Consider the following 25,655-nt stretch of genomic DNA (forward strand, 5'->3'; position numbering starts at 1 on the left):
TAAAAAAACAAACTTCAGCACATATTTAAAGGGCAGGGGTGATCACCCCTGCCCTTGTTTATTTATTCGTTAATCTTGCTCAATCAATCCGTATTTACCATCTTTACGACGATAGACAACGCCTGTGCTTCCTGTAACAGCGTTTGAGAAAACGAAAAAGCTGTGTCCAAGCATGTCCATCTGAAGAATTGCTTCTTCAACGTCCATCGGCTTGAATGTAAAACGCTTTGTTTTCACTACTTGTAGATCGTCATCCTCATCCATATCAGCTTCAGCAACACTTGTTGTTGTAGGGTTTAATTCATCGCGGAACATATATTTAACGCTACCTTCCTGACGGAATTTGCGATTAACTTTTGTTTTATGCTTGCGAATTTGTCGTTCAAGCTTCTCAACAACTAAATCAATTGCTGCATACATATCCTGATGCTCTTCTTCTGCTCGAAGTAGAAGGTTTGGCATAGGGATGGTTACTTCAATCATTTGTTGATCGTTATAGACCTTCATGTTTACATGAACATCGGTATTAGGTGGAGTATCGAAATACCTTTCAAGTTTACTTACCTTCTTCTCAGTATATTCTCTCATTGCAGGTGTAACTTTAATGTTTTCACCACGGATGTTGAAATTCATCATGTGGCACTCCTCCTTCCATGCTATAACTATATTATTCGTTATACCCCCTCTATTACCCTCTATAAACTTTAAAAAATCACAAATATTTTTACGTTTTTTTCACAAAACACTCTAAATTCCGACATTTTTTAACAAATACATACATATAAGGGCTTATCCTCCTATTATATAACCCGATCGATAAGCTTAATCTAAAAAAACATCAGTATAAACTAAAATAGCTTTTAAAAATAAAAAGCCCCTATCAAATGATAGGAGCTTTAAGCGATTAATTTAATTTAAGATACTTTTTCTACGTTAGCAGCCTGTGGTCCACGAGCTCCATCAACAATCTCGAATTCAACTGTTTGGCCTTCTTCAAGGGATTTGAATCCTTCCCCACTGATTGCTGAAAAATGAACGAATACGTCGTCGCCATCTTCTCTTTCAATAAAGCCAAATCCTTTTTCATTGTTAAACCATTTTACTTTTCCCTGCATCTTGTTCAACATTCCCTTCAAAAATCTTCATGGCAGTGCCACATATTTATTATACGTTTATATTTACACACTGGCAAAGGGGTGTTTTTGTTGATATAACTCGAATGAAGGCGTTTTCTTGAATATTTTTCGACATTGCTTTATCCCCTGCTTAATGTAAGGGAATAAACTTCAGATGCACCTGCATTTCTTAGGGTGAGCGCTGCATAGTGAATGGTTGTTCCCGTTGTATAAAGATCGTCTAATAAAAGTATCTTTTTTCCATTTAGTGCAGATCCTTCTGTTACGCGAAACATGTCTTCTGTACGATTCATTCTTTTTTCTCGGGACAATTTACTTTGCTTTTCTTCGTTTTTGATTCGGATCAGTGGTGACTCTTGTTCAAATGATGTCCCTTCAATCCAAACCTCACATTGATTAAAACCTCTCTCATAGAGTCTTTCCTTACTAGTTGGCATTGGAATAACTTGATCGATAAAGGGATAAGATTTCTTTAACTCTTTTTGAATCAACTGTGAGAATACTCTTCCCACTTCAACATCCCCTCTAAATTTATAAAGAGCAAGCGTGTTTTTCAAAAAAGCATTGTATTCATAAAACGACTTATTATGGATAAGAACTTTTCCCCATCCTTTTTCCTCCCACTTTCTACAATCAGAACAGAACTGATTTTCTACAAATTTACTAGGAAGTTTATTTAGAGGCCGCCCACATTTCCGACATAAGTCTCCCTCAATTAGCACAAGTTGCTTACGGCACAGCTCACAACAATCCGGGTCACTTTTTATTCCGACCAACCAGCTCCAGGATACATTTCGACTTACATCTTCCCCGCACATAGTACAACGATTTAATTGAGCCAACCTTTCTCCCTCGCTTCAACATTCATTTTCTTAATTTGTTTTATAGCCTCTAACATGGCATTTGTTTTACCATAATGAAAAAAGCGAACATCTCCATCTGGGAATCTCTTACTTCTTCCAGCTCTTCCGGCAATTTGCACCAGGGCACTCTCTGTAAATACCTCATCCTCTGCTCCTAGCACGGCTACTGATATATTTTCAATCGTAATGCCTCTTTCGAGAATAGTCGATGAGAGGAGAATAGGGATTTCTTTTTTTCGAAAACGGAGAACTTTTTCGGCTCGATTTTCATCCTCAGAATGAACAGATTCACATCGGAAGTGATTTTTTTCAAATACAGCTTTTGTTTGATTAATGATTTTTATGGATGGAAGAAATAAGAGGACGGGCTTTCGCTCAGATACTTGTTTCTTTGTCCATTCAATTAATATATGAGGAAGGTAACCTTTATTTATTTTCTTTCTCCAATTGCCACTCCAATGACAAGATGGAATAGGAAGTGGGAAACCATGGTACCTTGAGGGAATCCGTACGATTTGTAGATTTTCTTTTTTTAAAATCAACGGTGAAGGTGTTGCTGTTAAATAAATGAGGGAACCGCCTTGTTTTCTCGCTTTTTCAACATTGTATTGAAGAGAAGAATCCACACTATATGGAAACGCATCTACTTCGTCAATGATCATGACATCAAAGTAATTCTTAAAACGCATCAATTGATGCGTCGTAGAAACAACAAAATGAGAATGAGCATCGGAATGACCTGCATATAAGGGAGAAATCACAAGACTAGGGAAGACCTTTTGTAGGCGTGGAGCTAATTCTAATACAACATCTGTACGTGGCGTAGCAATACATACGGACTTTTGATTGGTGAGGGCATGAGCTAATCCATTAAATAACACTTCTGTTTTACCACTACCACAAACAGCCCATACAAGGAGAGTAAGATTATGTTGAATAGCCATGACAACAGCATTAGAAGCTTCTTTTTGACCATCCGACAATGTGCCAGACCACTCTAAAACAGCTTTATCTTCATTTTTTGGTATCCACTTGGATATGGAATATAGTGGAGAACAAAATGTTACCTTTCCCATTCTGATACACTTTCTACAATATTTACAGTTCTTACTATGGCAGCGCGAGCACGCGAAAAATGAAAATGAATCAGTACTTCCACACCTCATACAAGTTGCTTTTCCATCAATGCTTTGAATACCGGGTTCAAAATGAAGATAGCCATTTAAATAGTGTTCATGAAGTTCAAGAAATGAGTAAGGGATTTCATCGATTAATAAATGCCTTCCATATAAAAAATTCATAAGTTGAACATTCGGGTGAAAATCGGGATTTTGCGGTTGAGTGGGAATCGAGTTGAACATACCAATTGGAGCGAAATTGAGGGAGTAAGAAGGTTGATTAAGCAATTCAGGTATATATACTTGCTGGTTATTTAACACATAGGAAGCAAACCTCATGGGTTTGCTTCCTTTTCGATTTTAACGATCATACACGATACCAGCCGAGTCCAAGAGAACCTTCACCGAGGTGTGTAGCAATAACTGGTCCGAAATAACTTAAAATAATGCTTACGTTCGCGTATTTTTCTTCTAATTCAGCTTTCAAAAGCTCTGCTTCTTCTTTATTCGTTGCATAGATGACAGTTGCTTTAATGATACCTCCGCCTTTTGCAGCGTCATCAAATAGCGTCATCAGTTTATTTAATGCTTTTTTTCGAGTTCTAATTTTTTCATATGGAACAATTTTTTTATCTTCAAAAGTTAGTACGGGTTTTATTTGAAGAAGGTTTCCGACTACAAGCTGTGCAGCATTCAACCTGCCACCTCGATGTAAATGGCTAAGATCATCCACAAGGAAATAAGCATTCGTCCCTTGACTTTTTATCTTATGAAGACGATTTAATATTTCTTTACTTTTAAAGCCATCTTGCGCCATTTGTGCTGCTTCTAGAACATAAAAACCCTGCATCATGCAACTGATCTCTGAATCAAAAACATGAACGTCCGCGCCTTCAATCATTCCTCCAGCTGAATGAGCTGACTGATAAGTACCACTGATACCGCTGGAAAGAGTAATCGTAATAATTTCATCATGTGAACGAGCTAATGTTTCATATGCTTCGACAAAACTTCCTATAGAAGGCTGAGAAGTTTTAGGAAGCTCATCTTCTTTCTTTACTTTTTCAAAAAAATCCTCTGCCTGTATTTCTCTTTCTTCTAAATAGGATTCATTACCGAATATTACGCTAAGCGGAACCATCGTCACTTCGTATTCATTTAACATTGATTCAGGTATATAAGCCGTACTATCTGTTACAATAGCAACTGTCTTCATATTAACGCCTCTCTTCAATCTATTAAGTACTTCATACGATTTACGTTAAAAACCAGTCAAGTTAATGATAGAGCATTTTTGGCTTTGTGCCAACAAAAGCTTATAATATTTTTCACATAATTTGTCAACCATTACTCACCATATTTTTTAATGTAAATGTCGTAAAATGAAACTTTTAGTAAATTAGGCAGGTATTCTGTTACATAATTGTAATGTTATATTCATCCTCCTGTTATCTCAATCATGTAAACTAGCAATCGTGATAGAGAAAATAAAAGGTTTTAACTTATAAATCAGGGGGAATTATAATATGTTTAAGAAAGTCGTGATCACTACTACACTCGCAGGTACTCTTTTATTAGCACCAAACGTAAGTGAAGCAGCACTAGGCGACCGTACCCTATACAATGGCATGAGCAACTCTGACGTAACTCAACTACAAAATGAACTTGATAATAAAGGCTATTTTGATTACCATAAAGCAACTGGATATTTCGGAAATATTACTGAAGATGGCGTTCGCGACTTCCAACGTAGCGCAGGCATTAGCGTAGACGGTGTTGTAGGGCCACAAACAGTTAGCGCACTAAAAGGTTCAACTTCATCTAAATCAAGCAGCTCTTCTAATACATACAGCAGCACACTTCGTCACGGTGATCGTGGACAAAGTGTAACAAATCTACAAAGTCAGCTTAAATCAAAAGGCTACTACAACTATTCCGTTGACGGCATTTATGGATCCATTACACAACAAGCAGTACGTAACTTCCAAAGTGCAAATGGTCTTAGCGTCGATGGCATTGCAGGATCAAACACATTTGCAGCACTTAATGGTTCTTCTGTAAGCTCATCTTCTTCATCACAGGTAAAAAGTGCATCAACATCTAACTCTTCTGTCGTATCTATTGCTAAGCAATACATCGGTGTACCATATGTTTGGGCTGGAACTACACCATCTGGTTTTGACTGCAGCGGCTACCTACAATACGTATTCAACAAAGCTGGTAAATCCATCCCACGTACTGTAGCTAGCATCTGGAACGCAACAGACAAAGTTTCTTCACCTTCTGTTGGGGATCTTGTATTCTTTGAAACTTATAAATCCGGCCCGTCTCACGCTGGTATTTATATCGGTAACGGTCAGTTCATTCACTCTTCTTCTTCATACGGAGTAACAATCAGTGACATGGATAACTCTTACTGGTCTCCACGTTACCTCGGTGCAAAGCGCGCATAATGGTACAAAAAATAGCCTCCAAAATTGGAGGCTATTTTTTTGTCTTCATTTTGTTTTCTCTTTACCTTTACCTCTCATAACAAGTAGAATACCCCAAAGAAAAAAGGCACGCCTCAGCGCACCTTAACCCATCCTTTTTTAATTGCCTCTACTACCGCTTGAGTACGGTCGTTTACATTCATTTTTTGCAAAATATTGGAAACATGGTTTTTTACCGTTTTTTCACTAATATAAAGGTCTTCACCTATAGAGCGATTGCTTTTTCCGTCTGTTAGCAGTTGAAGAACTTCGCATTCTCGACGTGTTAAAATATGAAGTGGTTTACGATACTCAACTTCTTTGTAACCAATTTGAGTCGATGGTCTTTTACCTTCCGTAGCAAGACGACGATATTCATTCACAAGATTATGCGTTACTTTAGGATGAATATAAGCTCCACCAGATGCAACAACCTTAACAGCCTCAACAAGAGAGTTTGCATCCATTTCTTTCAATAGATACCCTGCTGCCCCTGTTTTCACTGCGTGCGTGACATATGTTTCATCATCATGAATTGATAAAATAATGACTTTTGTCTCCGGTACTTGTTCAATAAGCTGTCTTGTTGCTTCTACCCCATTCACATGCGGCATATTAATATCCATTAAGACCACGTCAGGTTTATTTTCTTCGACAAGACGAAGTGCCTCATCTCCATCATCACCTTCAGCGATCACTTCAAAATCATCTTCCATGTCTAAAATACGTTTAACTCCCTCGCGAAACAAGCGATGGTCATCTATTATTATAATTTTCGTTTTGGTTTTAGCTGCATACATCTCTTACACGCCCTCCTGTTCATGAATCGGGATTCTTATCAATATATATGTACCCTTGTTCGGCGTTGATTGAACCTGAATTGTCCCATTTAATAAACCGACACGCTCTTTCATTCCAATCAATCCAAAAGATTGATCTTTACGAACGTTCACATCAAAGCCAATTCCATTATCTTCAATGGTTACCACAATCTTATCACCATCAAGATTCAGGTCAACACTTATTTCAGTTGCATCAGCATGCTTCAGCGCATTTTGCACCGCTTCTTGTACAAGTCGAAAGATCGCTGCCTCAAGCCGAACGTGAAGTCGTTGGATCCCTTCAAAATAATCGAAATATATCGTTGCCTCTGAGCGATCATCCACTTTATTTAAATACTTTAATAACGTAGGCACTAGACCTAGGTCATCCAAAGCCATTGGACGAAGATCATAAATAAGTCGCCTAACTTCTTTTAAAGCATCCTCAATTAAGGATCTCATATCCTTTATTTCCTTGAATGCTTCATCTTTTCCCTTTTTCTCATAAATTCGTTCAATTAATTGTGACCTTAATAACACATTCGCAAGAACTTGGGCCGGACCATCATGAATTTCTCTTGAGAGACGCTTTCTCTCTTCTTCCTGTGCTTCAATAATTTTAAGCCCATACTCTTGTTTTCTTCTAGCGTCTTCAATGACCTCACCATAGAGTCTTAGCTCTCCTCCAAGATAACTAAGAACTGTTGAGATTTGGCTCATAAAAGACTCGGCTTTTTCCGACGTATTTTGCAGTGAAGAAATCCGCTGTTCTAGATCTGCAATCTGGTCTTTAAGGCGCGATTCCTTCTCCATACTAACAGATAGCTTAATTTGGGCTTCTGAAGCCTTCTCATAAGCGTTTCTAATCTCCGGCTCTCCATAGTCTTGAAAGTTCTTACTAATCTTTACAAGCTCAGCTCGAGCGATTCTGTCCATATGAAGCCTTTCTTGCCTGAGACCCTGAACGGTCTCTAATTCTTCTTTTAATAATTGAAGTTGATTATTGATCTGCTGACATTCGTCATGAGACAGCTCTCCAATTTCGAACAATTTTGATTTACTTGTGTTAATACTCTCCATTGTCCTGTCAAGAATGACATCTAATGAATTTGGATCAAGCTTCTGAAAATCCAAGCTAACCCCTCCATTCCTTCAAGGGACGGACACTAAGAAAAGATAGTCCAAAAGTACTTCTTTTACAAAATTCGTATCTGACCGTCTTTTTATGACTTGAGGATATATATTTGATGGATTAATTTAAGAAACTTATAATAAGAAAGACACTAACCGGCCTTATTACTTTCCCTCTTAAATCACAATCTTTAATTATGTACTATTCGATGGTAAGAAACAAATCCCTTTCATTCTAAAGAATGTTCAATGATTATCTTGGAGGTTAACCAAATGCTTACTTCATATTATACAGTCAAAGGTGATGGAAAAAACGAAATCACTATACAAAAATCACGATTTATTGCACATGTAAAAAGGACGCCAACCGAAGAGGAAGCGCAAGAATTCATCCAATCGATCAAAAAAGAGCATGCAAGTGCTACGCACAATTGCTCAGCTTATTTAATTGGAGAGCAAGACCTTATCCAGAAAGCTAACGACGATGGAGAACCATCGGGCACAGCAGGTGTACCAATGCTTGAAGTGTTAAAAAAACGAAACCTAAAAGATACTACGGTAGTCGTTACCCGCTACTTTGGTGGAATTAAACTAGGCGCAGGCGGTTTAATTCGCGCTTACGGTCAATCGGTTTCAGAAGGGCTGAATGCGACTGGAATCGTAGAGCGAAGACTAATGGAAAAAATGACAACAGAAATTGATTATTCTTTATTAGGGAAAGTCGAAAATGAAATTCGTTCATCGAATTACTTATTAGATCAGATTGATTATATGGAGAATGTACAAGTTCAAACTCTTATCCAAAGCGGATTAGAAGAGCAGTTTACTGAATGGATGACGAATATTACAAGTGGACAGGCGAAAATCCTTTCAAATGGACAACTCTATAAAGAATATGATGTCTAAAAAGATTACTTATTAATTCTAAAGGGTATTGGTAATTAAATGTACCTCTATCATTCAACATGAAAGTCCCTTATTCGGGAAAGATAGTAATGCCATGAGTGATTTTGAAAGAATGCACGCTAAGAAACCTCTTGCAATACACACTTATTTTGATATGATATGAAAGGAATGAATTACTATTCCTCAGTTAGAGGGGGATTTTATTGTATTCGTTAACAGAGTATATCATAGCGTTTATCATCTCTATAACCGTCGCTATCATTGCTACACCAATTGTTAAATATGTATCACTTAAATTTAAAATAGCCGATAAACCAAATCAACGGAAAGTTCATAAAGGGCTTATGCCTTCAGCTGGCGGACTTGCTATTTTTGCAGGTACTGTCGCAGGCTTTTTATATCTTAGTCCTTATTCACCGTATATGCCAGAAATTATTATCGCTGGAACACTCATTATTGTTTTAGGCGTTTTTGATGATAAACTGGCTGTTTCACCGAAAGTTAAACTTGTTGGTCAAATTATTGCCGCTATCATTGTTGCCTCATCGGGACTTCAGGTTGAATTCGTTTCACTTCCATTCGTAGGTAGAATTGAGTTCGGATTTATGAGCTTTTTTATTACAGTATTGTGGATTGTTGGGGTAACGAATTCCATTAATTTAATCGACGGTCTTGATGGATTAGCTGCAGGTGTATCCACTATCGCCTTAGGTTCTATTTTAACAATGGCCATTCTTGACCATCAACTTGTAGTCATTGCACTAGCCGTGATTTTAATAGGTAGTACTCTTGGCTTCCTGATCTTCAACTTTCACCCTGCAAGCATTTTCATGGGAGATACCGGAGCTCTTTTTCTTGGGTTTGCCATCTCAGTAATGTCTATGCTAGGATTATTCAAAAGTGTGACGGTGTTTAGTTTGATCATCCCTGTTATCATTCTTGCAGTCCCCATTTTTGACACATTCTTTGCTATCATTAGACGAATATTAAGAAAGCAAAAAATCTCAACGCCTGATAAATTTCACATCCATCATTGTTTACTAGCTATTGGATTTTCTCACCAATCAACCGTGATCATTATTTATCTTCTCAGCTTTTTCTTTGGTATTACTGCCATTCTATTCTCAGCGTCTACGCTGTGGGGATCACTTTTCTTGCTTATCTTATTGCTTGTTGTGATTCAGTTTACGGCAGAACTCATTGGTTTAATTGGGAATCAGCGGAAACCTTTAATCAATACATTAAAAAAACTACTTGTTTTTACAAGTACAATGAAACGTTAAAAAGCATCCATAAGCGGATGCTTTTTTTCATTTATTTAGTTGAATTTAAAGTAGCATTTAGTTGCTGACTAAGTGAAGCTACACTTTCTTCATCTGGTTTAAAATAATACACATTGTTAATCCTTTCATCCGAACCATCAATTGTAAGGCTTTCGATATCAGATGAGCTTACACCAGAATAAGCTTTTTGAAGAGCAAATAATTCAGTTGGCTTCAAGTTCGTTTCGATGTTATTTCCAATGTGCTGAGCAATGTCGTCCAACTTTAGTAAACCAGATGCTGTTGAAACTTCGTCCATCGCAGCTTTTATAACCTGCTTCTGTCGATCACTTCGACCGAAATCACCGCGAGGATCATCCTTACGCATTCGTGCATAAGCTAGTGCCTCTGTTCCATCGAGGTTCATTGGGCCTTCTGTGAACGTTGCTCTACCACCTGGTACATCGGTATGCGCAATGAAATCGAATGGGACGTCCACCGTTATACCGCCGATTTCATCGATCACATCTTTAAATCCTTCAAAGTTCACTTTCACATAATAATCAATTGGAATATTCAAGAAATTCTCTACAGTGTTAATCGTCATTTCTGTTCCACCATAAGCGTGAGCGTGAGTAATTTTATCCTCAATCCCTTTACCAACAATCTCTACTCTCGAATCTCTAGGGATACTTAGTAATTTGACTTTTTTTGAATCTGGATCAACTGTCGCTACCATTAGCGTATCGGTCCGACCATTTTCGCCGCCTGTAGAATAATCCTCTATTCCCATGATTAATATCGAAATCGGATCCTTCGTTACTGCAACCTCCGCATCACGAAGGGCTGATTTTTCTCCTCGAGATAATCCCTGATAGGAGCCAGATGCTGCATCATAGGCATTATAGGCAAGATAAGCACCATAACCAATAAGGACAAGAACGATCAACAGTGCAAACGTTAACAGTCTGCGAAATAAGCTTTTCTTCCGTCTTCTTTTTATTCTTGATTGCTTTTTCATTAAAATTCCCCGCTTCTTTCAAGCTTCTCCAATTTCACCGCTACCTTGTTAATAAAGCATGGTAAAATTCAAGCAGTTTTTTTTCCTCGCAAGACCAATTGTACGTATTTTCAAAGGCTCTTCTGGCATTTTCACCGAGCTCTTTTGTTTTACTCGGGGAACTAAGAAGTTGATTTAGTTTCATGGCTATATCTTTAGAATCTTCGGGATTAATAACTAAGCCACCCTGACTATTCTCGATTACTTTCGCATAGTGCGAGAAATTTGATGCGATAATAGCATTACTAGCAGCCATATATTCAAATAACTTGTTAGGAAGGGCAACAAGATGGTTGGGGTAAGGTAGATACGGAAGAACCCCAATGGCAGAACGTTCGACATATGTCGATATCTGTTCGTATGGTACCCTGCTGATGAACGTTACATTCAGATCAATACCCAACTTGTTTATAAGTTGATCTACTTCCTCTTTAAATGCAGTCGATTCAAAACTACCAAGAAAGAGCAATTTCGCATAAGGAGCTTTTTTCACAACTTCTCCAAAACCTTCAAGCAGCTGCAATACCCCCCTAATTTTCGTAATTCCCCCCAAATAGATAATTTGGTTTTTATCTTTTTCTTTAGCTGCTTCTGGAAACATTTGTTTGAGAGGGTAATTTTCAATCTTACACCCATTATAGTGGCGATAACGACGACCAATTTCTTCTGTGGTATAAATCACACCGCTCATTTTCATTAACGCCAATTTTTCAATGCCAACATAGGCATATTTCATAGGGACTTTCACTAAATAAGGAATATATTCCCTCCCCATGATTGTATTCGGGTAATGCTCATGCACATCATAAATAACTGGCTTTTTAAGAAACACCTCGATCATAACCCCTACAATCATAAGCTCAGGGTCGTGAAAATGATAAAGATCCGCCTTTGTTTTTTTCGCAAGTTTATACAAATGAAAAGTTGACTTAAGACGCTCCTTTACACCTGAAGGACGTTTAAAGGTAATGAGAGGAATTTCTTCAGATTCAGCCACCTCAGGCTCTGGAGCAATTAACACAACGTCATAGCCTGCTCTTTTTAAGCTTTTGCATTGCTTATGATAAATACGTCCATCATATGGAGAATGAATAGACGTGATGACACACACTTTTTTCATTGCGACCAACCTTTTACATTGTCCTGAGTAGATTCTAATAAGTGAGCCAGGTTCTTGGATAGCTCCTGACGATTATATTTTAACAACATTTTACTTCGTACATCTTTCTCTAATAACTCCATAATTTTAGGATTAGAAGTCGCTTCTAACACAACGTTCGCAAGCGACTCAGCATTTTCTGGTTCAAAAAAGAGTCCAGCATTTAAACTTTTGACAATTTCTTTTGACTCTCCACCAATTCCTAATAGAATCGGTTTATTCATAGCCAAACAATCAAATAGTTTTGAAGGAATCGTGATTTCAAACAGCGGATGATTCTTTAAAATAACAAGACATAAATCAGCAGCCGCATAAAAGCCGTTCAATTCCTGTTTCGCACGGCTGTCGAGGATCAGAACATTCTGAAGAGCTTTATCCTTTTGATACTGTTGCAAACGTTCTTTCTCAGCCCCTTCACCAATAAGAACAAAGGTAATCGAAGAGACATCTTTCAGAAAATTCGCCGCTTCAAGTACAGTTTTCAAGCCTTGAGCAATTCCCATGTTACCCGCATATAAAATAATGAACTGATTCTCCAGACCGTGCTCAGCACGAATCCTCACTCCCTCTTCAGGTACTAGAACTCCTGTCTCAGTTGGATTAACACCGTTAGTAATCACATCGATTTTATTTTCAGGGATCCCCTTTTCAATAAGGTATTGTTTGTACCCATGCGTAACTACAACAATATGATCAGCTTGCTTAAAAAGAAACCATTCTAATTTCCGAGCCAGCGTTAATAATTTTTTATTATTAATTTGATTTAAAACTTCTGCAAAATCCACCCATAAATCTCGAACTTCAATCACGAATTTGGCACGTTTCAGTTTACTTAATACATAACCGGAAAGCCCAACAAAAAGTTGAGGGGTAGTAGCAAAGACGACGTCAGGTTTTTTAGCAAATAATCCGGCTATGATAGAGGTTGTCATAAATGAAAAGTAATTCAGCATTCTTCTGAGCTTGCTCTTTTTTGTATCTTGTACGACAAAAGTACGAATAACATTTAAACCAAGGTGCTTGCTCGATTGAAATATTTTTTTGGAAGAAACATGATTAGGAAATGATGTAACTACTGTTACATCGCAACCTTCTTCTACCAAGTTCATTGACATATCATAGGCGCGCGCCTGAGCTGCACCTATCTCGGGCGGGAAATGTTGAGATATATATAAAATCTTCATAATGAATCCTTTCCCTCTTAACCAGAATACGACATAAAAACACTTCTTTCATTATACTTCGTTATGATTCGAAAGAAAAGTTGATTGAGGAATGGATCAGAAGTGTAAACAAAAATTTACACTCAGTTCATAATTCCTATTGTTAAATTTGTTCCATCCACTATTTTTGCTAACAACAATAGCTATTTACGAGTAGAAGCGGACGACATACAAAAAGCCCGGTATTTTACCAGACTTTTTGAACAGTAGATAATGTTTGAAGTAGCTCAAAGTATTGGGTGACGACTTGATTAATTGAATAGTGTTTTTGTACCTTTTGAATTCCCTTTTGAATTTGCTCATTTCGTTCCTTTTCATTATCAAGGAGACTATCCACAATAGACTCACACGCTACCAAATCGTGTAATTCATATGTTAGGCGCCCTAAATCCCCCAGATATATTTCAGGAATAGCTCCAACCCTCGGTGCTACTGCAGGGCATCCACAAGCCATCGCTTCAATCAAACTCATCCCAAACGATTCTCCTTTGGAAGTGCTCACTGTACAACCACCGCTTTTGGCCACCATTGCATACAGCTTTGGCATTTCACTATACTCCATCCGGTCTATCCAGTGAATACTGAGCTCTCGCTTGTTTGCTTCCTGAAAAAGGTGCTTAGTTGCTTTTGACGAAGCAGTCTCTCCACCGACAATCCAAAAAACGCAGTCATCTCTCTTCTGAGAAATTCGTGCTGCGAGGTCCAAAAAACCTTGCCAATTTTTATGATCATTGAGTTTTCCAACCCAACAAATGATCTTTTTATTTGTAATCGGTTCTACTTCTTTGGGGGAAAACAATGTCGTATCTAGACAGTTTGGAATGACATATGTTCGCTCTTCGGGTGCAGAATAATCTTCTATAATTCTGTTTTTACTATAATTCGAAGGCACAATATACCCCTGGAAATGGCGTTGATCCTCTTCTACTAAATAATTTAGCTTATAAGATATACCATGTACTTCTTGAATAATGGGGGTCTTGCAATGAACTTCTATTAAGTAGTCCGTTATTTCCTTCGTGTCAATTGCAATAATTAAATCGAAATCATGTTCTTTTATATACTGATAGATGGTCAATGGTTCTGTCATAACATGGATTTTCTCGTAATCTCCAAAGGCCGTCTGTCCCCCATGATCGGATAGAAAGATAAGGTGGGGATCACTAATCGATTTTAGAAACCCAAGTCTATTCGCAAGTTGTGTCGTCACTCCACCTAGTAATAAATAGCGATAAATATAGAGGATTTTCAACGAGCGTTCCTCCCCTCTAAGTGTAAGACAGCTTCCTCTAACAAGACACTGACTTTCTCTCCACTACCATAAGAAATAACTTCCTGATCTTCTAGTGGAGCACTCCATTCTTTAAAATGAAATATAGGAATGCCTAAGCTTTCCATCTTTACAAGCGCGGAGGTTGACGCCGAATATCGAAATGGAAGGATGCCACCTGTCCATCTTCCGACTCTTTTCATTAAATCAACATCGTTTGCATACTCTCTGATCGTAAGTCTTTTCGAGTTGATAGGCTTTGAATCTGGTAGATTGTACCCTATTAACTCTATACCTAGACCTTTGTTTTCCACGAGCAAATCTTTGATTGCTTGATAATCAATGCAGTTTTTTCCAAGATCACCAACAAAACCGATTACAATACGAGAAGATTCATTAGTTAATGTGTTCACTACAGGATTTTCTTCCCTTAATTTAATGGGATGCATGCGTCCCATTGACACTAGAAAGTGACTTGGATCAAGACTATTCATCAGAAATAAGTGAGCATCACGATCTACTATCTTTTCTGGTAAATAGAAGATACTCCATTTCTTCCACTGCAATCGCCCCATTCTTTTGGCTATTTGGAGATCAGAATGAGTAATATACATTTCTGGCTCTTCAAATAAATGGAGGCTTCTCCAGAATTCAGAAGTTGAAATTTGTAAGAACCTCGATCCATCAAGGTGAATGGGATTTATCAATTCGTTTTCCTCTTCATAGACGTAAACGACATTTTTACCCCTATTCCTCAGTGTTTCCACTAACTGATGTGCAAGCTTAAGACTATTTTTTCTATATACTTCGGAATCCCAATAGACAATTGTCATTTTTCCTAACGTTGAAAAATGAGCTAATTGCTCTTCAGGTCTCATTTTGTTAAGTTTCACTATCGTTTCTTCCGGCTCTTGAAGAATGCGCTTTTTCTCATCACTCGTTAACTGGATTTGATCAATTCGCGCTTCGTGCTTTTTCTTGATAATAGGGAGCAGCATAAGAAGTTTATTCTTTTCTTCAAGCCTAACTACTTCCTCATTTCTTTTCGTTTCTAGCTCTTTTTGTAACAAGGCAGCACGCTTAGCTTTCTTTTTCACTATGACTTTTCTTATTTCTTCAAGAAAAGCTTTCCCTGCCTCCCCATAATCTGTAGGGGGATTTACAACATTTCGTCCAACCCAACTCACGTAGTGTTCATCAATGCGCATATCAATTTCTTCAAAGTTATGAAATAGTGTTTCCCACTCATCTCTTAATTCTCCTGCATGTTCTAATGCTTCAGTTACAATTATTTTCCCATTCGGTTTAAGTAATCTCTGGACTTCTTTATTCTGCGAAGACATAACTTCGATTAACGTGTCTTCCGTAATAATGGCATCGAAGTAATTCATAGGAAAAGGAATCTCGCTCTTCAAATCCCCCGACCAAAAGGTACTTACACAATCTTTACTTAGTGGATGAGTAAGAACTACCGAGTCTTCACTAGCGAAAATATTTACAACATCTAGCTGAGGATCTTGATTAATGATCGAGAGAATACCTGGTTTTTGACTAATGTGAAGTATATGTTGCCCTGAAGCTCTAGACCCACACCACCTTAGTCTGGAGCGTTGAGATTCAGGAATGGTAAATGACTCATTTTGTAAATGTGTTAATTGATTTTTCAACATACCATTCTCCTGATTCTACTGCCAAAGCAGCTGATTAATTGAATACCATTTATTTGAATTATATATGATTCCACATGATCAAAAAAGGATTAAATGGTAAATTTCGAATGTTTTACATCTTTCCTTAAAGCTACTGTTAAAAAATGAGGTGGCATTCTTTATTATGAAATCAATCGCATGAAGGGTTCTTGCTTCTATTTACAAATAAGCTTCCACTTATTTTATCGCTATTTTCTAAGTCGCTTTCATTTAGCGCATAAACACCAAGAACTATTAGTAAAAAAAGCCGTCGGCACAACCCGACAGCTTTTCATACAAACGTTTATCCCCAGAAATTACGGAGAATTTGATTTTTTTCATTCTCATCTTCAACTAATCCATCGATGTAGCGATTTTCAAATGATGTAGACATGTTATTCGAGTGAATAACTTGCACATAGTTTCTTGGCTCTAACAATTCATGTTTCAGGCTGTGCACCGATAAATGCCCTTTTACAGGGTGGCGCTTTCCTTCTAAATATTCAGCAACGTTATAAATAAGTGTATAAAAAGGTGGTGATTTGATTTTGGCAGTTGCTACTTTATCTGAATACTCGTCATAAAAATAGCCATACTGGTTGATAAGTGCCTCAGTACCTTCAACTGGCTGATGATCTTTTAGAAAATCAAAATAACCTTTGTGGTACATATCATCAGAATCAATGCGGGCGAAGTACACTTCATCATAGTCCTGAATTTCACGTTCTAATGTTTTGTTATAGGCATTCTTAGGCACGAATCTAATATTATCTGGAAGTGGATCGTGCTGTTTAAGAGCGTTCATCACATGCTCTTCTGAACGCTGATCATACTGAAGAATTGTAGTGAAATCCTGGTTCGTTTGGGCTTTAAGACTTTTGCATGTGTATTTCATGAAAATCTCCATACGATGGTCAATCCATTCTTTCGTTAAACGACTCTCATTCACATCTGTTAAAGCCCAGTTATTAAATGCGATTGGCACTAGAATTTTTCGTTTCATCATCTTCACTCTCCCAAATCCAATTCTATTTATTAGCTGCTACATTCTGAACAATCATTTCAGCCATTTGCTGTGCTCCATTCTCCTTCATAAGTGAAAGAGCACTTTTCCTCATATTTCGATTGTTCTCTTCATCAAGAGCTTCTCGAATCGCTTTTTCAAAATCAGTAGCGCCTGGATCTCTTAAGACGATTGCAGCCCCAGCGTCTCCAGCGATCATGGCTCTTGCCACCTGATCATCTGTTTTTGTATTCTCATTGGGAATTAAGATCGATGGCACTCCAAAATACATCACTTCGTGGAATGTATTATAGCCAGTAGCTGTAACGATGAGATCAAAAGCATTGAAGTAAATCGAATTCGGATAGTCTCTTAGTGTCAGAACACGATCCATTTTTAAATCCATTCGATTACCAATAATGGATTCCCCAATTACCACGAAAACATCATCTCTCTTTAGCAGTTCATTAAGAAGAATAGAAATCGTTGAATGAATGTCATTGATTTTACCTGCTCCAAGCTGAACATACACCATCTTCATACCTTCTGGGATATTCCATTGTCGACGAACACTCTCACGATCCTTTAGCTCTTCTCGATCAAGATATAACACTGGCTCACAGTACGTTTTCATTCCTTCTTTTCGCATACTGTTTTCCCCACCAGCTTCACCTGGAACATAAACCTCGTCGAATTCTGCTTCTTTCGATTCCACTAACTCTGCTTTACCTTCTTTATGCTGTCCTCGCTTCACCCAGATCTTTCTCAATCCGTCTTTTTTACGCATTGAGGCAACAAGACCCGCATAAGGAAACGCACCATCAAAAACAATCGTTTCTGGCTGGTGAATACTAATAACCGTTTCAAGATGATCACGTAGCATCGCATTCCACTGCTTTGCGCTCATTTCTTTAGGAAAGAGCATTTTGGAAGGTAAGTGGTAACCTAGAAACCCTTCTTGCAATATCAAGTGCATGGCTGAACTCGTCGTATGAAAAATAATTTTCTTAGATGGGTCAATACGCTTTACTCGTCTTGCAATAGCCAGTAATCTCGTGAGATGTCCAAGACCCGCCCCGTTAGTTGGTACAAAGAGAATGGCATTTCCATCATCGATCGGTTCAATCTCAAATGATCCAGAACCATTCTTAATTCGACCTAATTTACCATTTTTAGCGTCCCTGTAAATTTGAACAAGTCGCTTCGGAAGTCGAATGGCTCGACCGAATGATTTTGTTGATCCCATGACAGCATCACCAATTAAATATCTAGCCGACGCATTTGAATCCAAGTGGTTTACGATGTGCTGAGCACGGTTGTATTTCTTTGTGATCTGAGTAATCTGTTTTTCTTTCTTTTTTGAATCATTTTTAAGAACCTTAAGCTGTTCACTAAGCTCTCGAATTTGAAACTGTTGCTGAATCATTTGATCAAGATTCTGATTTGCCACCGCTTTTGCAATCTCATCATTTTCTTGATTGTCACTCTTTTCTTGGACCACAGGATGACTTTGATTCAACTTTTGGAGTGCTTTCTCAAGTTTCAAAATCGCAGCTAGTAGGCCACTTGTAACCTCTTGCTTGATCCGTTCTTCAGGAAGTGCAGTCCGGGGTTCTCCCAGGAAAAAGAAATAACCATCTTCAAACCCCGTAGAAGTTGCTATGAAAAATTGGTTTAAGCAAAGAACAACTTCTGAAATGTCCTCTGTAATTTCTTCATTCATTGGTAATTTGACTGCAATCGTACCATTGATGTCTTCGGAAACTAAACCATGTAACGTTCCAAGAAATGCTTCTTCAAAGAACCTTTTTGTAAAGCTTCCTTCTAAAAGCACCATGTCTGTTTGGTATGAGCTTAGCTCTTCTGAACGATAGAAATTCGCTTTTTGAATTATGATATTTTCCTGAAGCTCTCGTGGCAGTGATTGATATGACTCACTCTTTCGTTGCAGTTCCTCATCAAAACGAACAAGCTCCTTCACACGTTGATCAAGTCTTGCTAGTTCTAATGAAGCTTGTGTTTCCCCATTACCAGAAAGAATAAGAAGGGAATTTGCTTTTCTTCCGCTTGCGATCATTTTGTTGTTTAAGCAACCCTCATTAATAGAAACCTCGATATTTTCTGTATAAAATGGGCTAACATCAAATTTCATGTAGAATTCTCCTTTTACTTCAATTACTTAGGATTCACACTTGAGTTTTCTTCAACATTCGTCGGTAGATCAAAGTTCTGCTGTCCACCTAGTAGCGTCACTTTACCTTTCGAATCTTTGTAGTTCTTTGTTACATTCCGTGTGTCATAAATGAGCTTAGAACGATCAATGACATAATCATAATCTACTGTTGTGTGATCAGTCGCGATGACAACGAGATCAGCGTCATCAAGGTTCTGGTCGTTGAGCTCAACGGAATAAACAACTTCTTCTCCATTCTTAAAGCTTGAAACAAACGGATCATGATAATACACGTGTGCTCCCTTATCTTCAAGAAGGCGATAAATTTCAAGTGCTGGAGATTCACGTAGGTCATCGATGTTTTTCTTATATGCCATACCTAAAATAAAGATTTTAGATCCTTTAATGGACTTCTCATTATCATTTAAAATATCTGCAGCTTGATTAAGCGCATAGCGTGGCATGTTTCCATTCACATCACTTGCAAGTTCAATGAAACGGTTATAGAAATTAAACATCTTTGCTTTCCACGAAAGATAAGCTGGATCAAGCGGAATACAGTGTCCACCAATTCCTGGACCAGGATAGAAAGGCATATAGCCAAATGGCTTCGTAGCTGCTGCATCAATAACTTCCCAAGCATTGATTCCCATTCGATCACACATCATCGTTAGCTCGTTCACAAGACCGATATTAACGCTACGGAAAGTGTTTTCAAGAAGCTTAACCATTTCAGCAACGCTTGTTGAGCTAACAGGAACGATGTTTTCAAGGAACGAGCTATAAAGAGAGACTCCGAGTTCAAGACATGGCTTTGTTGCACCACCGAGCACTTTAGGTGTGTTTTTTGTATTAAACTGCTGGTTACCTGGATCGACACGCTCAGGTGAGAAACAAAGGAAGAAATCTTCACCCGCACGGAAAGAAGTCTTTTCTTCAATGACAGCTTTAATCAATTCATCTGTTGTTCCTGGATAAGTTGTACTTTCAAGAACAACTAGCGTTCCTTCTGTCATAAACTCAACCAATTTTTCAACAACGGCATTGATGTAAGAAACGTCTGGCTCTTTTGTTTTAGCAAGAGGTGTTGGGACACAAATACTAACAGCATCCAATTTAGAGATAACTGAAAAATCATCTCCAGGGAAGAAGTTCTTACCAATAATGGCCTCTACTTGGTTATCAGAAATGTCCATTACATAACTCTTCCCGTTATTTAGAATGTCCATTTTTTCTTTAGATACATCGATTCCATATACTTCAAAACCCTTTTGTGCCATTTCAACCGCAAGGGGAAGTCCTACATAGCCAAGTCCAATAACTCCTACACGTGCATTACCTGTTTCAAACTTCGTTAACAATGCTTCCTTCATCTCATTCATCCTTTATAAATGTAATAAATTCGTGTTGATTTGGGATTCCCCTACTTTTTCATAACGGAAGCCAGCACTCTCTGCCTGCTCCTTATTTATTAAATTCTTCGTATCATAAAGCAACGTATGACGCATCAAAGGAGCTAGAGATTTAAGGTCTAACGCCTTATATTCATTATGATCTGTTAAAATAATGAGACAATCTGAATGGCGTACAGTTTCTTCTACTGTATCAAATTGGTTTTTAATCCGCTTATCGACTACGTATGGATCATGAACTGCACACTCAATTTCCATATCTTCAAGTTCCTGCAATATAGTCAGTGATGGACTTTCACGCGCATCACCAATATTTCCTTTATAAGCAAGTCCAAGTAAAGATACTTTTGGGTTTGCAACTCCTTCAGTTCGCTCCTTAATTTGGTTGGCGATCCTTTTCGGGACATCATCATTGATTGCTCGCGCTGTTTGAATCAACTTAGCATCTCCTGGGCTTGCTTCAACTAGAAACCAGGGGTCAACTGCGATGCAGTGCCCTCCAACACCTGGGCCAGGTGAGTGTACGTTAACCCTTGGATGGCAGTTAGCCAACTCGACAGCTTTCCAAATATCGCATCCCACCTGTTCTGCAATACGCGCCAATTCGTTAGCTAACGCAATATTCACATCCCGATACGTATTCTCCATTAATTTTACCATTTCTGCCGTAGTTGCATCAGTCTGGTGAATCATTCCTTTTACAAAGATTTTGTAAATTCTCTCCGTCATGATACTCGAGTCACCATTCACGCCGCCTACTATTCGATTATTATGAACAAGTTCATCCAGTAATTTACCCGGCAATACCCGCTCTGGAGAATAAGCAACATACAAATCTTTTCCGACTTTTAAGCCCGATGACTCTAGAATAGGTGACAGCACCTTCAGCGTCGTGCCAGGAGGGCTTGTTGATTCAAGAATGACCAGGTTCCCTTCCTTTAGTAAAGGCTGAATCATTTTAGCCGCCGATCGCACATAATTTAAGTTCGCCGTTTTATCAGGATTAACTGGCGTTGGTACAGCAATAATAAAACCATCTGCTGACACCGGTTCTGTTCCAAAAGTTAAATGACCTGAATCAATTGCTTCAACCAGCATCTCACCTAGACCAGGCTCTTCAATGTGAAGCGTCTTATTTTTTAACGTTTCGATCACGTGCTCATTAATATCCACGCCATGCACTTGAACGCCGTGCCTTGCAAACATGACAGCAGTCGGTAACCCGATGTATCCAAGGCCCATTACGACAAGTTTCATAATTACAACTCCTCACTCACAGTAACTTCAGAAATTAAGATCTACGAATTCTCCTTACTTACTTCGAAAATAATTCACCATACATTTGAATTAACTTTCGGGATTCATTCGGCCAATTCAATACTTTACTCGCTTCATTACATTTTTGTACGTAATAATCGCTTCTTTGCTGAATAGCTTCAATACCTTTTACAATGGCTAGTTCATCTTCTGCAACAGGTAAACCAAAGTCATATTCTTCTAATAAATAGGCTTTCCCTGGATGGTTAGAAGATACTACTGGAAGCCCCATTAACATATATTCGAATATTTTATTCGGTGTAGAATAATAGTTATTTTCGCTTACATTTTCGTACATCACGAGTCCAATGTCTGCTTCCTTTGTTAGTGAAAGTATTTCTGAAGGCGGTACTTTAGGATGAAAATGCACTCTTGAGGTGAGCTTCTGTTCGTCCACTAAACGCTCAAGTGCTCCCTTTATATCGCCATCGCCAAGCAAAACAAGGTGATACGGATCAGGCAAATGATTCATGGCTCTGACACAAAGCTCAATTCCGCGATTTTTCGAGAACCCTCCTTGATATAGAAGAATGATCTTATCAGTAGGTATCCCAAAAAGATGATGAAAATAATGATCATTTTTACGCTCTTGTTCCAAACGAAGGAGCGGTATATTCTGCAAATAAATTGAGGGTGGTAGTTCGCCATAGCGTTTATTGAATTTATCGATCAAAAACGGATTTACGGTAATAAAACGATCAACATGTTTCATTAACTTGCCTTCCAAATAATAACCAAAACGTCGATCAAGCGGATTGCGACCGGTCATTTCATTAAAAAGTTCATGGGAGTCGTAAATCAACTTGCTATGAAAATGTTCTGCTAAACGCTTACCGGTATCGAGCGTATTTAAATCGTGACAGTGAATCGCATGAATGGTTTCAGAAGCCATCGTTCCCTTTACTTTTTTGTAAAACTCGTAGCTGGCATATTGATCCTTCGCCAGCTTCACGGCTGGATTTCTAACCATTTTCGCTACAACAGATGGTTTTCGCGACGGTCCAGTAGCCATTCCCTTCTTTGCCTGTTTTGTTGAAATGGCTAGCTTATTAATCTTGATCAATTCATGCAAAAAAGGCGGATCAGTATCAAATTCATTTAAACAGCAAATGGTTACCTGATAGCCACTTTCGGCAAGCGCAATGGCTTCACGTTGAACCCGTGCATCGTAATCAATGTCTTTAAAAAGAACCATTAAGATGTGCTTCATTTTTTCTTAGCCTTCATAAATTCATCATACTGCTCGACAATTTCTTTCGTATCTCCAACCGCTTTTTGCTCACCGCGGTGAATCCAGACAACCCGATCACAGATCTGCTTCACAAGACCTGATGAATGCGTAACGAGAATAACGGTCCGATCCTGTTGGATTTTCTCTAATATGGCATCTTTACATTTTTTCTGGAACGCAGAGTCCCCTACCCCGAGAACTTCATCAATCAATAGAATTTCTGGGTCAAGCATAATAGCAGTAGAGAACGCAAGTCTTGCTCTCATACCGGATGAATACGTTCTTACCGGTTTATAAATAAAGTCGTCTAGCTCGGAAAATTCAATAATCGCTTCAAGGTTATCATCGATTTTCTTTTTGCGATTTCCTAACAGAAGGGCATTTAGGTAAATATTCTCGATTCCGGATAACTCAGGTTGAAACCCTGCACCAAGAGAGAGTAGCATCGGCCGCTTCCCTTCAACATGATAAGCTCCCTGATCTGGTTCAATTAAGCCACTCATTAGCTTTAAAAGGGTACTCTTTCCTGAGCCATTTCGACCAATAATACCAAGAACTTCACCTTTCTTTACAGTGAAATCTAGACCCTTTAATGCCCAAAACTGCTTTTTTTCTTTGCTAAGCAATTGTTTCAATGGATTATCTGAATGCTCAGGATAAGAAACCCAAATATCTTTAAGTTCAATAATGTCCTTTTTCAATTAAATCACCTTGGCATATTGTTTGTCGTATTTGTTCAAAATGCGTAGTCCAATAAACAATAGGACTAGTGAAATCGCTAATATGATGAAGAGATTATCCCACAGTGGCTGGCCTTTATAAAGTAAGATACTTCTATAGGAAACTAGAAAATCTGTAAAAGGATTTAAGTAAAGAAGACCTCTTATATTTTCAGGCACCGATTCCATTCGAAAGAGTACTGGAGATAGATAAAGCAATGTGCGCGAAATGTATTGCATCATGTTCTTAATATCTTTTAAGTACACGCCAATATGAGCCATAATAATCATGATTGGTAGCAATAAAAGAAGGTTCAATACGATTAATATAAAGAAATTCAATGCGTTAACTGTCAACTCCACTCCACTAAAGTAGAGGAACAAAATCATAATGACAGAGCTCACAAGAAACTTAAATGTGTTAACACCAAGTCTCACTAGAATAAAGGTTAGCTTCGGCACATAGACCTGCTGCAAAATTCGCGCTTTTGAAGAAATCGCCGTAGTCGCATCTACCATACAAGCGGTTGCCCATTTAAGCGGGATTAAACCTGTAAAAAGATAAACAGCGTAATCGTCTCCACCTCGATCTAACACAATCCCTACGAGAAAATAATAAATCGCCATATACAGAATCGGATCGACAATCCACCATAATGTTCCAAGATATGTTCTAGCTGTATTCGATTTCAGCTCGGATACGGTTAGGTGATAAAGCAAATCTTTGTTGTTTCGCCAATCATTAAGTAATTTTTTAATCATTCGCTTGTTAACTCCTAATCTAACTGCATTTATATTTCCAAACGTCATATTATATTTTATATAATTCCGCTCCTGTCGTCTACCAATATCAGAAGCGTGGCATCCTAGGTAATAACCCTTGCTATATCGACTTTTCTCTACACTTTTTCGCTCATCTCCCCCTTTATTCAACCGTAATTTACAAAATCTTAACGTTTCTCAAAAAGTAGAAACGATTAACTTATTCTTTCATAATTCAACCTGAATTGCCATCTTTTGTCGAATAACTTTTGGAGTTCTCCCACAATAAAAAAGCAGCCCAGTCGGCTGCTTTTTATTGTCTTATTCGATTTTGGTTAATTCCGCTATTTCTCTTTCAGCGTTTTCTTCTGTTGTTTCATATACTTGCTTAATCATTCCCACACTTTTTGCATAGAAAATCGTCATGATCATTTGATCTTGCCTTTTAGTAACTTGAATTACGTCATGAAAGCTGCCATAAGGAACTTCAACTTTATCCACCGTTGTTATTTCTATTCCATCTTGTTTTTCGGAACGATCGAACAGCGTCTCTACTTCCTCTAATGACTCGTATCCATTTAGTACACTTTCCTTACTACTTGATTGACTTTCTTCTACGATGGAAGCTCGATCTTTCGTCCATTGAACTACCTGAGTCGTTTCCATGTCACCAAGGGTAATAACTCTTTGAATATATTCTTCATTTTGATCAACAATGTATTCTGTAAAGAGCTGTTTCCCTTGTGACTTGAACGTTTTTGTTACACCTGTTTCAGGTCGATACATCATAAAATTCATTTCGCTACTTTCGCTCGTTTCTCCGCTGACCTTACTCGTTTCACTTGAGCCATTTTTCAATGACGCTGTCCCACACCCAGTCGTAAGAAGTATCACTAGAAGTAAACTTATTCCTATTTTTTTCATATCGGC

Annotated in this window: 23 protein-coding genes; 3 read left to right on the forward strand and 20 right to left on the reverse strand. The window is 38.1% G+C overall.

The window, feature by feature from the left end; translation table 11 throughout:
• Positions 1-69: 69 nt before the first annotated feature.
• From hpf to AC0VYH_RS19030, 5 genes are all read right to left on the reverse strand, one after another.
• A complete protein-coding gene (gene hpf, locus AC0VYH_RS19010; protein WP_194218748.1) occupies positions 70-633 on the reverse strand; it encodes a ribosome hibernation-promoting factor, HPF/YfiA family in 564 nt (187 codons plus the stop codon).
• A gap of 281 nt (positions 634-914) precedes the next feature.
• Positions 915-1,115: a cold shock domain-containing protein gene (locus AC0VYH_RS19015; RefSeq protein WP_194218747.1), complete on the reverse strand. Its 201-nt coding sequence runs from the start codon at positions 1,113-1,115 to the stop codon at positions 915-917.
• 140 nt (positions 1,116-1,255) lie between these two features.
• Positions 1,256-1,648, reverse strand: coding sequence for a ComF family protein (locus AC0VYH_RS19020; protein ID WP_475365857.1), 393 nt, complete (start codon positions 1,646-1,648; stop codon positions 1,256-1,258).
• A 317-nt stretch (positions 1,649-1,965) separates the two neighbouring features.
• Positions 1,966-3,075 carry an ATP-dependent helicase ComFA gene (locus AC0VYH_RS19025; RefSeq protein ID WP_475372921.1) on the reverse strand — a complete coding sequence of 370 codons (1,110 nt, stop codon included), beginning with the start codon at positions 3,073-3,075 and terminating at the stop codon, positions 1,966-1,968.
• A 409-nt stretch (positions 3,076-3,484) separates the two neighbouring features.
• A complete protein-coding gene (locus AC0VYH_RS19030; protein WP_430245857.1) occupies positions 3,485-4,333 on the reverse strand; it encodes a DegV family protein in 849 nt (282 codons plus the stop codon).
• A gap of 310 nt (positions 4,334-4,643) precedes the next feature.
• Here AC0VYH_RS19030 and AC0VYH_RS19035 point away from each other — a divergent pair, with 310 nt between their 5' ends.
• Complete coding sequence (locus tag AC0VYH_RS19035) at positions 4,644-5,570, forward strand: C40 family peptidase (protein ID WP_404683329.1); 927 nt, start codon at positions 4,644-4,646, stop codon at positions 5,568-5,570.
• 113 nt (positions 5,571-5,683) lie between these two features.
• Here AC0VYH_RS19035 and AC0VYH_RS19040 read toward each other — a convergent pair whose 3' ends face one another.
• Positions 5,684-6,388, reverse strand: a complete 705-nt coding sequence (locus AC0VYH_RS19040; protein ID WP_159785070.1) for a response regulator — start codon at positions 6,386-6,388, stop codon at positions 5,684-5,686.
• Between the two features lie 3 nt (positions 6,389-6,391).
• The gene (locus tag AC0VYH_RS19045; RefSeq protein ID WP_430245854.1) at positions 6,392-7,543 is read right to left on the reverse strand and encodes a sensor histidine kinase; all 1,152 of its coding nucleotides are present in this window, start codon (positions 7,541-7,543) and stop codon (positions 6,392-6,394) included.
• Positions 7,544-7,813: 270 nt separating this feature from the next.
• Between AC0VYH_RS19045 and AC0VYH_RS19050 the strand changes: the two genes are divergently transcribed.
• Positions 7,814-8,446, forward strand: coding sequence for a YigZ family protein (locus AC0VYH_RS19050; protein ID WP_430245852.1), 633 nt, complete (start codon positions 7,814-7,816; stop codon positions 8,444-8,446).
• Between the two features lie 203 nt (positions 8,447-8,649).
• On the forward strand, positions 8,650-9,729 hold the full coding sequence (locus AC0VYH_RS19055) for a glycosyltransferase family 4 protein (RefSeq protein ID WP_226615308.1): 1,080 nt from the start codon (positions 8,650-8,652) through the stop codon (positions 9,727-9,729).
• 31 nt (positions 9,730-9,760) lie between these two features.
• Here AC0VYH_RS19055 and AC0VYH_RS19060 read toward each other — a convergent pair whose 3' ends face one another.
• The 13 genes from AC0VYH_RS19060 to AC0VYH_RS19120 all read right to left on the reverse strand — a co-directional run bounded on the left by AC0VYH_RS19060 (position 9,761) and on the right by AC0VYH_RS19120 (position 25,649).
• The gene (locus AC0VYH_RS19060; RefSeq protein ID WP_475372922.1) at positions 9,761-10,729 is read right to left on the reverse strand and encodes an LCP family protein; all 969 of its coding nucleotides are present in this window, start codon (positions 10,727-10,729) and stop codon (positions 9,761-9,763) included.
• A gap of 40 nt (positions 10,730-10,769) precedes the next feature.
• Entirely contained in the window at positions 10,770-11,888 is a 1,119-nt protein-coding gene (locus AC0VYH_RS19065) for a glycosyltransferase family 4 protein (RefSeq protein WP_475372923.1), read from the reverse strand.
• The gene (locus tag AC0VYH_RS19070) at positions 11,885-13,111 is read right to left on the reverse strand and encodes a glycosyltransferase family 4 protein (RefSeq protein ID WP_475372924.1); all 1,227 of its coding nucleotides are present in this window, start codon (positions 13,109-13,111) and stop codon (positions 11,885-11,887) included. Before AC0VYH_RS19070 ends, AC0VYH_RS19065 begins: the two co-directional genes overlap by 4 nt.
• Positions 13,112-13,337: 226 nt before the next feature.
• Positions 13,338-14,402 carry a glycosyltransferase family 4 protein gene (locus tag AC0VYH_RS19075; RefSeq protein WP_475372925.1) on the reverse strand — a complete coding sequence of 355 codons (1,065 nt, stop codon included), beginning with the start codon at positions 14,400-14,402 and terminating at the stop codon, positions 13,338-13,340.
• On the reverse strand, positions 14,399-16,087 hold the full coding sequence (locus tag AC0VYH_RS19080) for a class I SAM-dependent methyltransferase (RefSeq protein WP_475372926.1): 1,689 nt from the start codon (positions 16,085-16,087) through the stop codon (positions 14,399-14,401). Before AC0VYH_RS19080 ends, AC0VYH_RS19075 begins: the two co-directional genes overlap by 4 nt.
• Positions 16,088-16,412: 325 nt before the next feature.
• Positions 16,413-17,114 carry a glycosyltransferase gene (locus tag AC0VYH_RS19085; protein WP_206759423.1) on the reverse strand — a complete coding sequence of 234 codons (702 nt, stop codon included), beginning with the start codon at positions 17,112-17,114 and terminating at the stop codon, positions 16,413-16,415.
• Between the two features lie 22 nt (positions 17,115-17,136).
• Positions 17,137-19,263 carry a glycosyltransferase gene (locus tag AC0VYH_RS19090; protein WP_475372927.1) on the reverse strand — a complete coding sequence of 709 codons (2,127 nt, stop codon included), beginning with the start codon at positions 19,261-19,263 and terminating at the stop codon, positions 17,137-17,139.
• A gap of 23 nt (positions 19,264-19,286) precedes the next feature.
• On the reverse strand, positions 19,287-20,657 hold the full coding sequence (locus AC0VYH_RS19095) for a nucleotide sugar dehydrogenase (protein ID WP_194218733.1): 1,371 nt from the start codon (positions 20,655-20,657) through the stop codon (positions 19,287-19,289).
• 12 nt (positions 20,658-20,669) lie between these two features.
• A complete protein-coding gene (locus tag AC0VYH_RS19100) occupies positions 20,670-21,953 on the reverse strand; it encodes a nucleotide sugar dehydrogenase (RefSeq protein ID WP_475372928.1) in 1,284 nt (427 codons plus the stop codon).
• 58 nt (positions 21,954-22,011) lie between these two features.
• Positions 22,012-23,223, reverse strand: coding sequence for a glycosyltransferase (locus AC0VYH_RS19105; RefSeq protein WP_475365865.1), 1,212 nt, complete (start codon positions 23,221-23,223; stop codon positions 22,012-22,014).
• Positions 23,220-23,945, reverse strand: a complete 726-nt coding sequence (locus tag AC0VYH_RS19110; protein WP_194218730.1) for an ABC transporter ATP-binding protein — start codon at positions 23,943-23,945, stop codon at positions 23,220-23,222. Before AC0VYH_RS19110 ends, AC0VYH_RS19105 begins: the two co-directional genes overlap by 4 nt.
• Positions 23,946-24,725, reverse strand: coding sequence for an ABC transporter permease (locus AC0VYH_RS19115; protein WP_475367979.1), 780 nt, complete (start codon positions 24,723-24,725; stop codon positions 23,946-23,948). It abuts the gene before it with no gap.
• 321 nt (positions 24,726-25,046) lie between these two features.
• Positions 25,047-25,649, reverse strand: a complete 603-nt coding sequence (locus AC0VYH_RS19120) for a hypothetical protein (protein WP_430245828.1) — start codon at positions 25,647-25,649, stop codon at positions 25,047-25,049.
• Between the last annotated feature and the right edge of the window lie 6 nt (positions 25,650-25,655).

This window comes from Anaerobacillus sp. QJM3NY_32 (assembly GCF_056173645.1).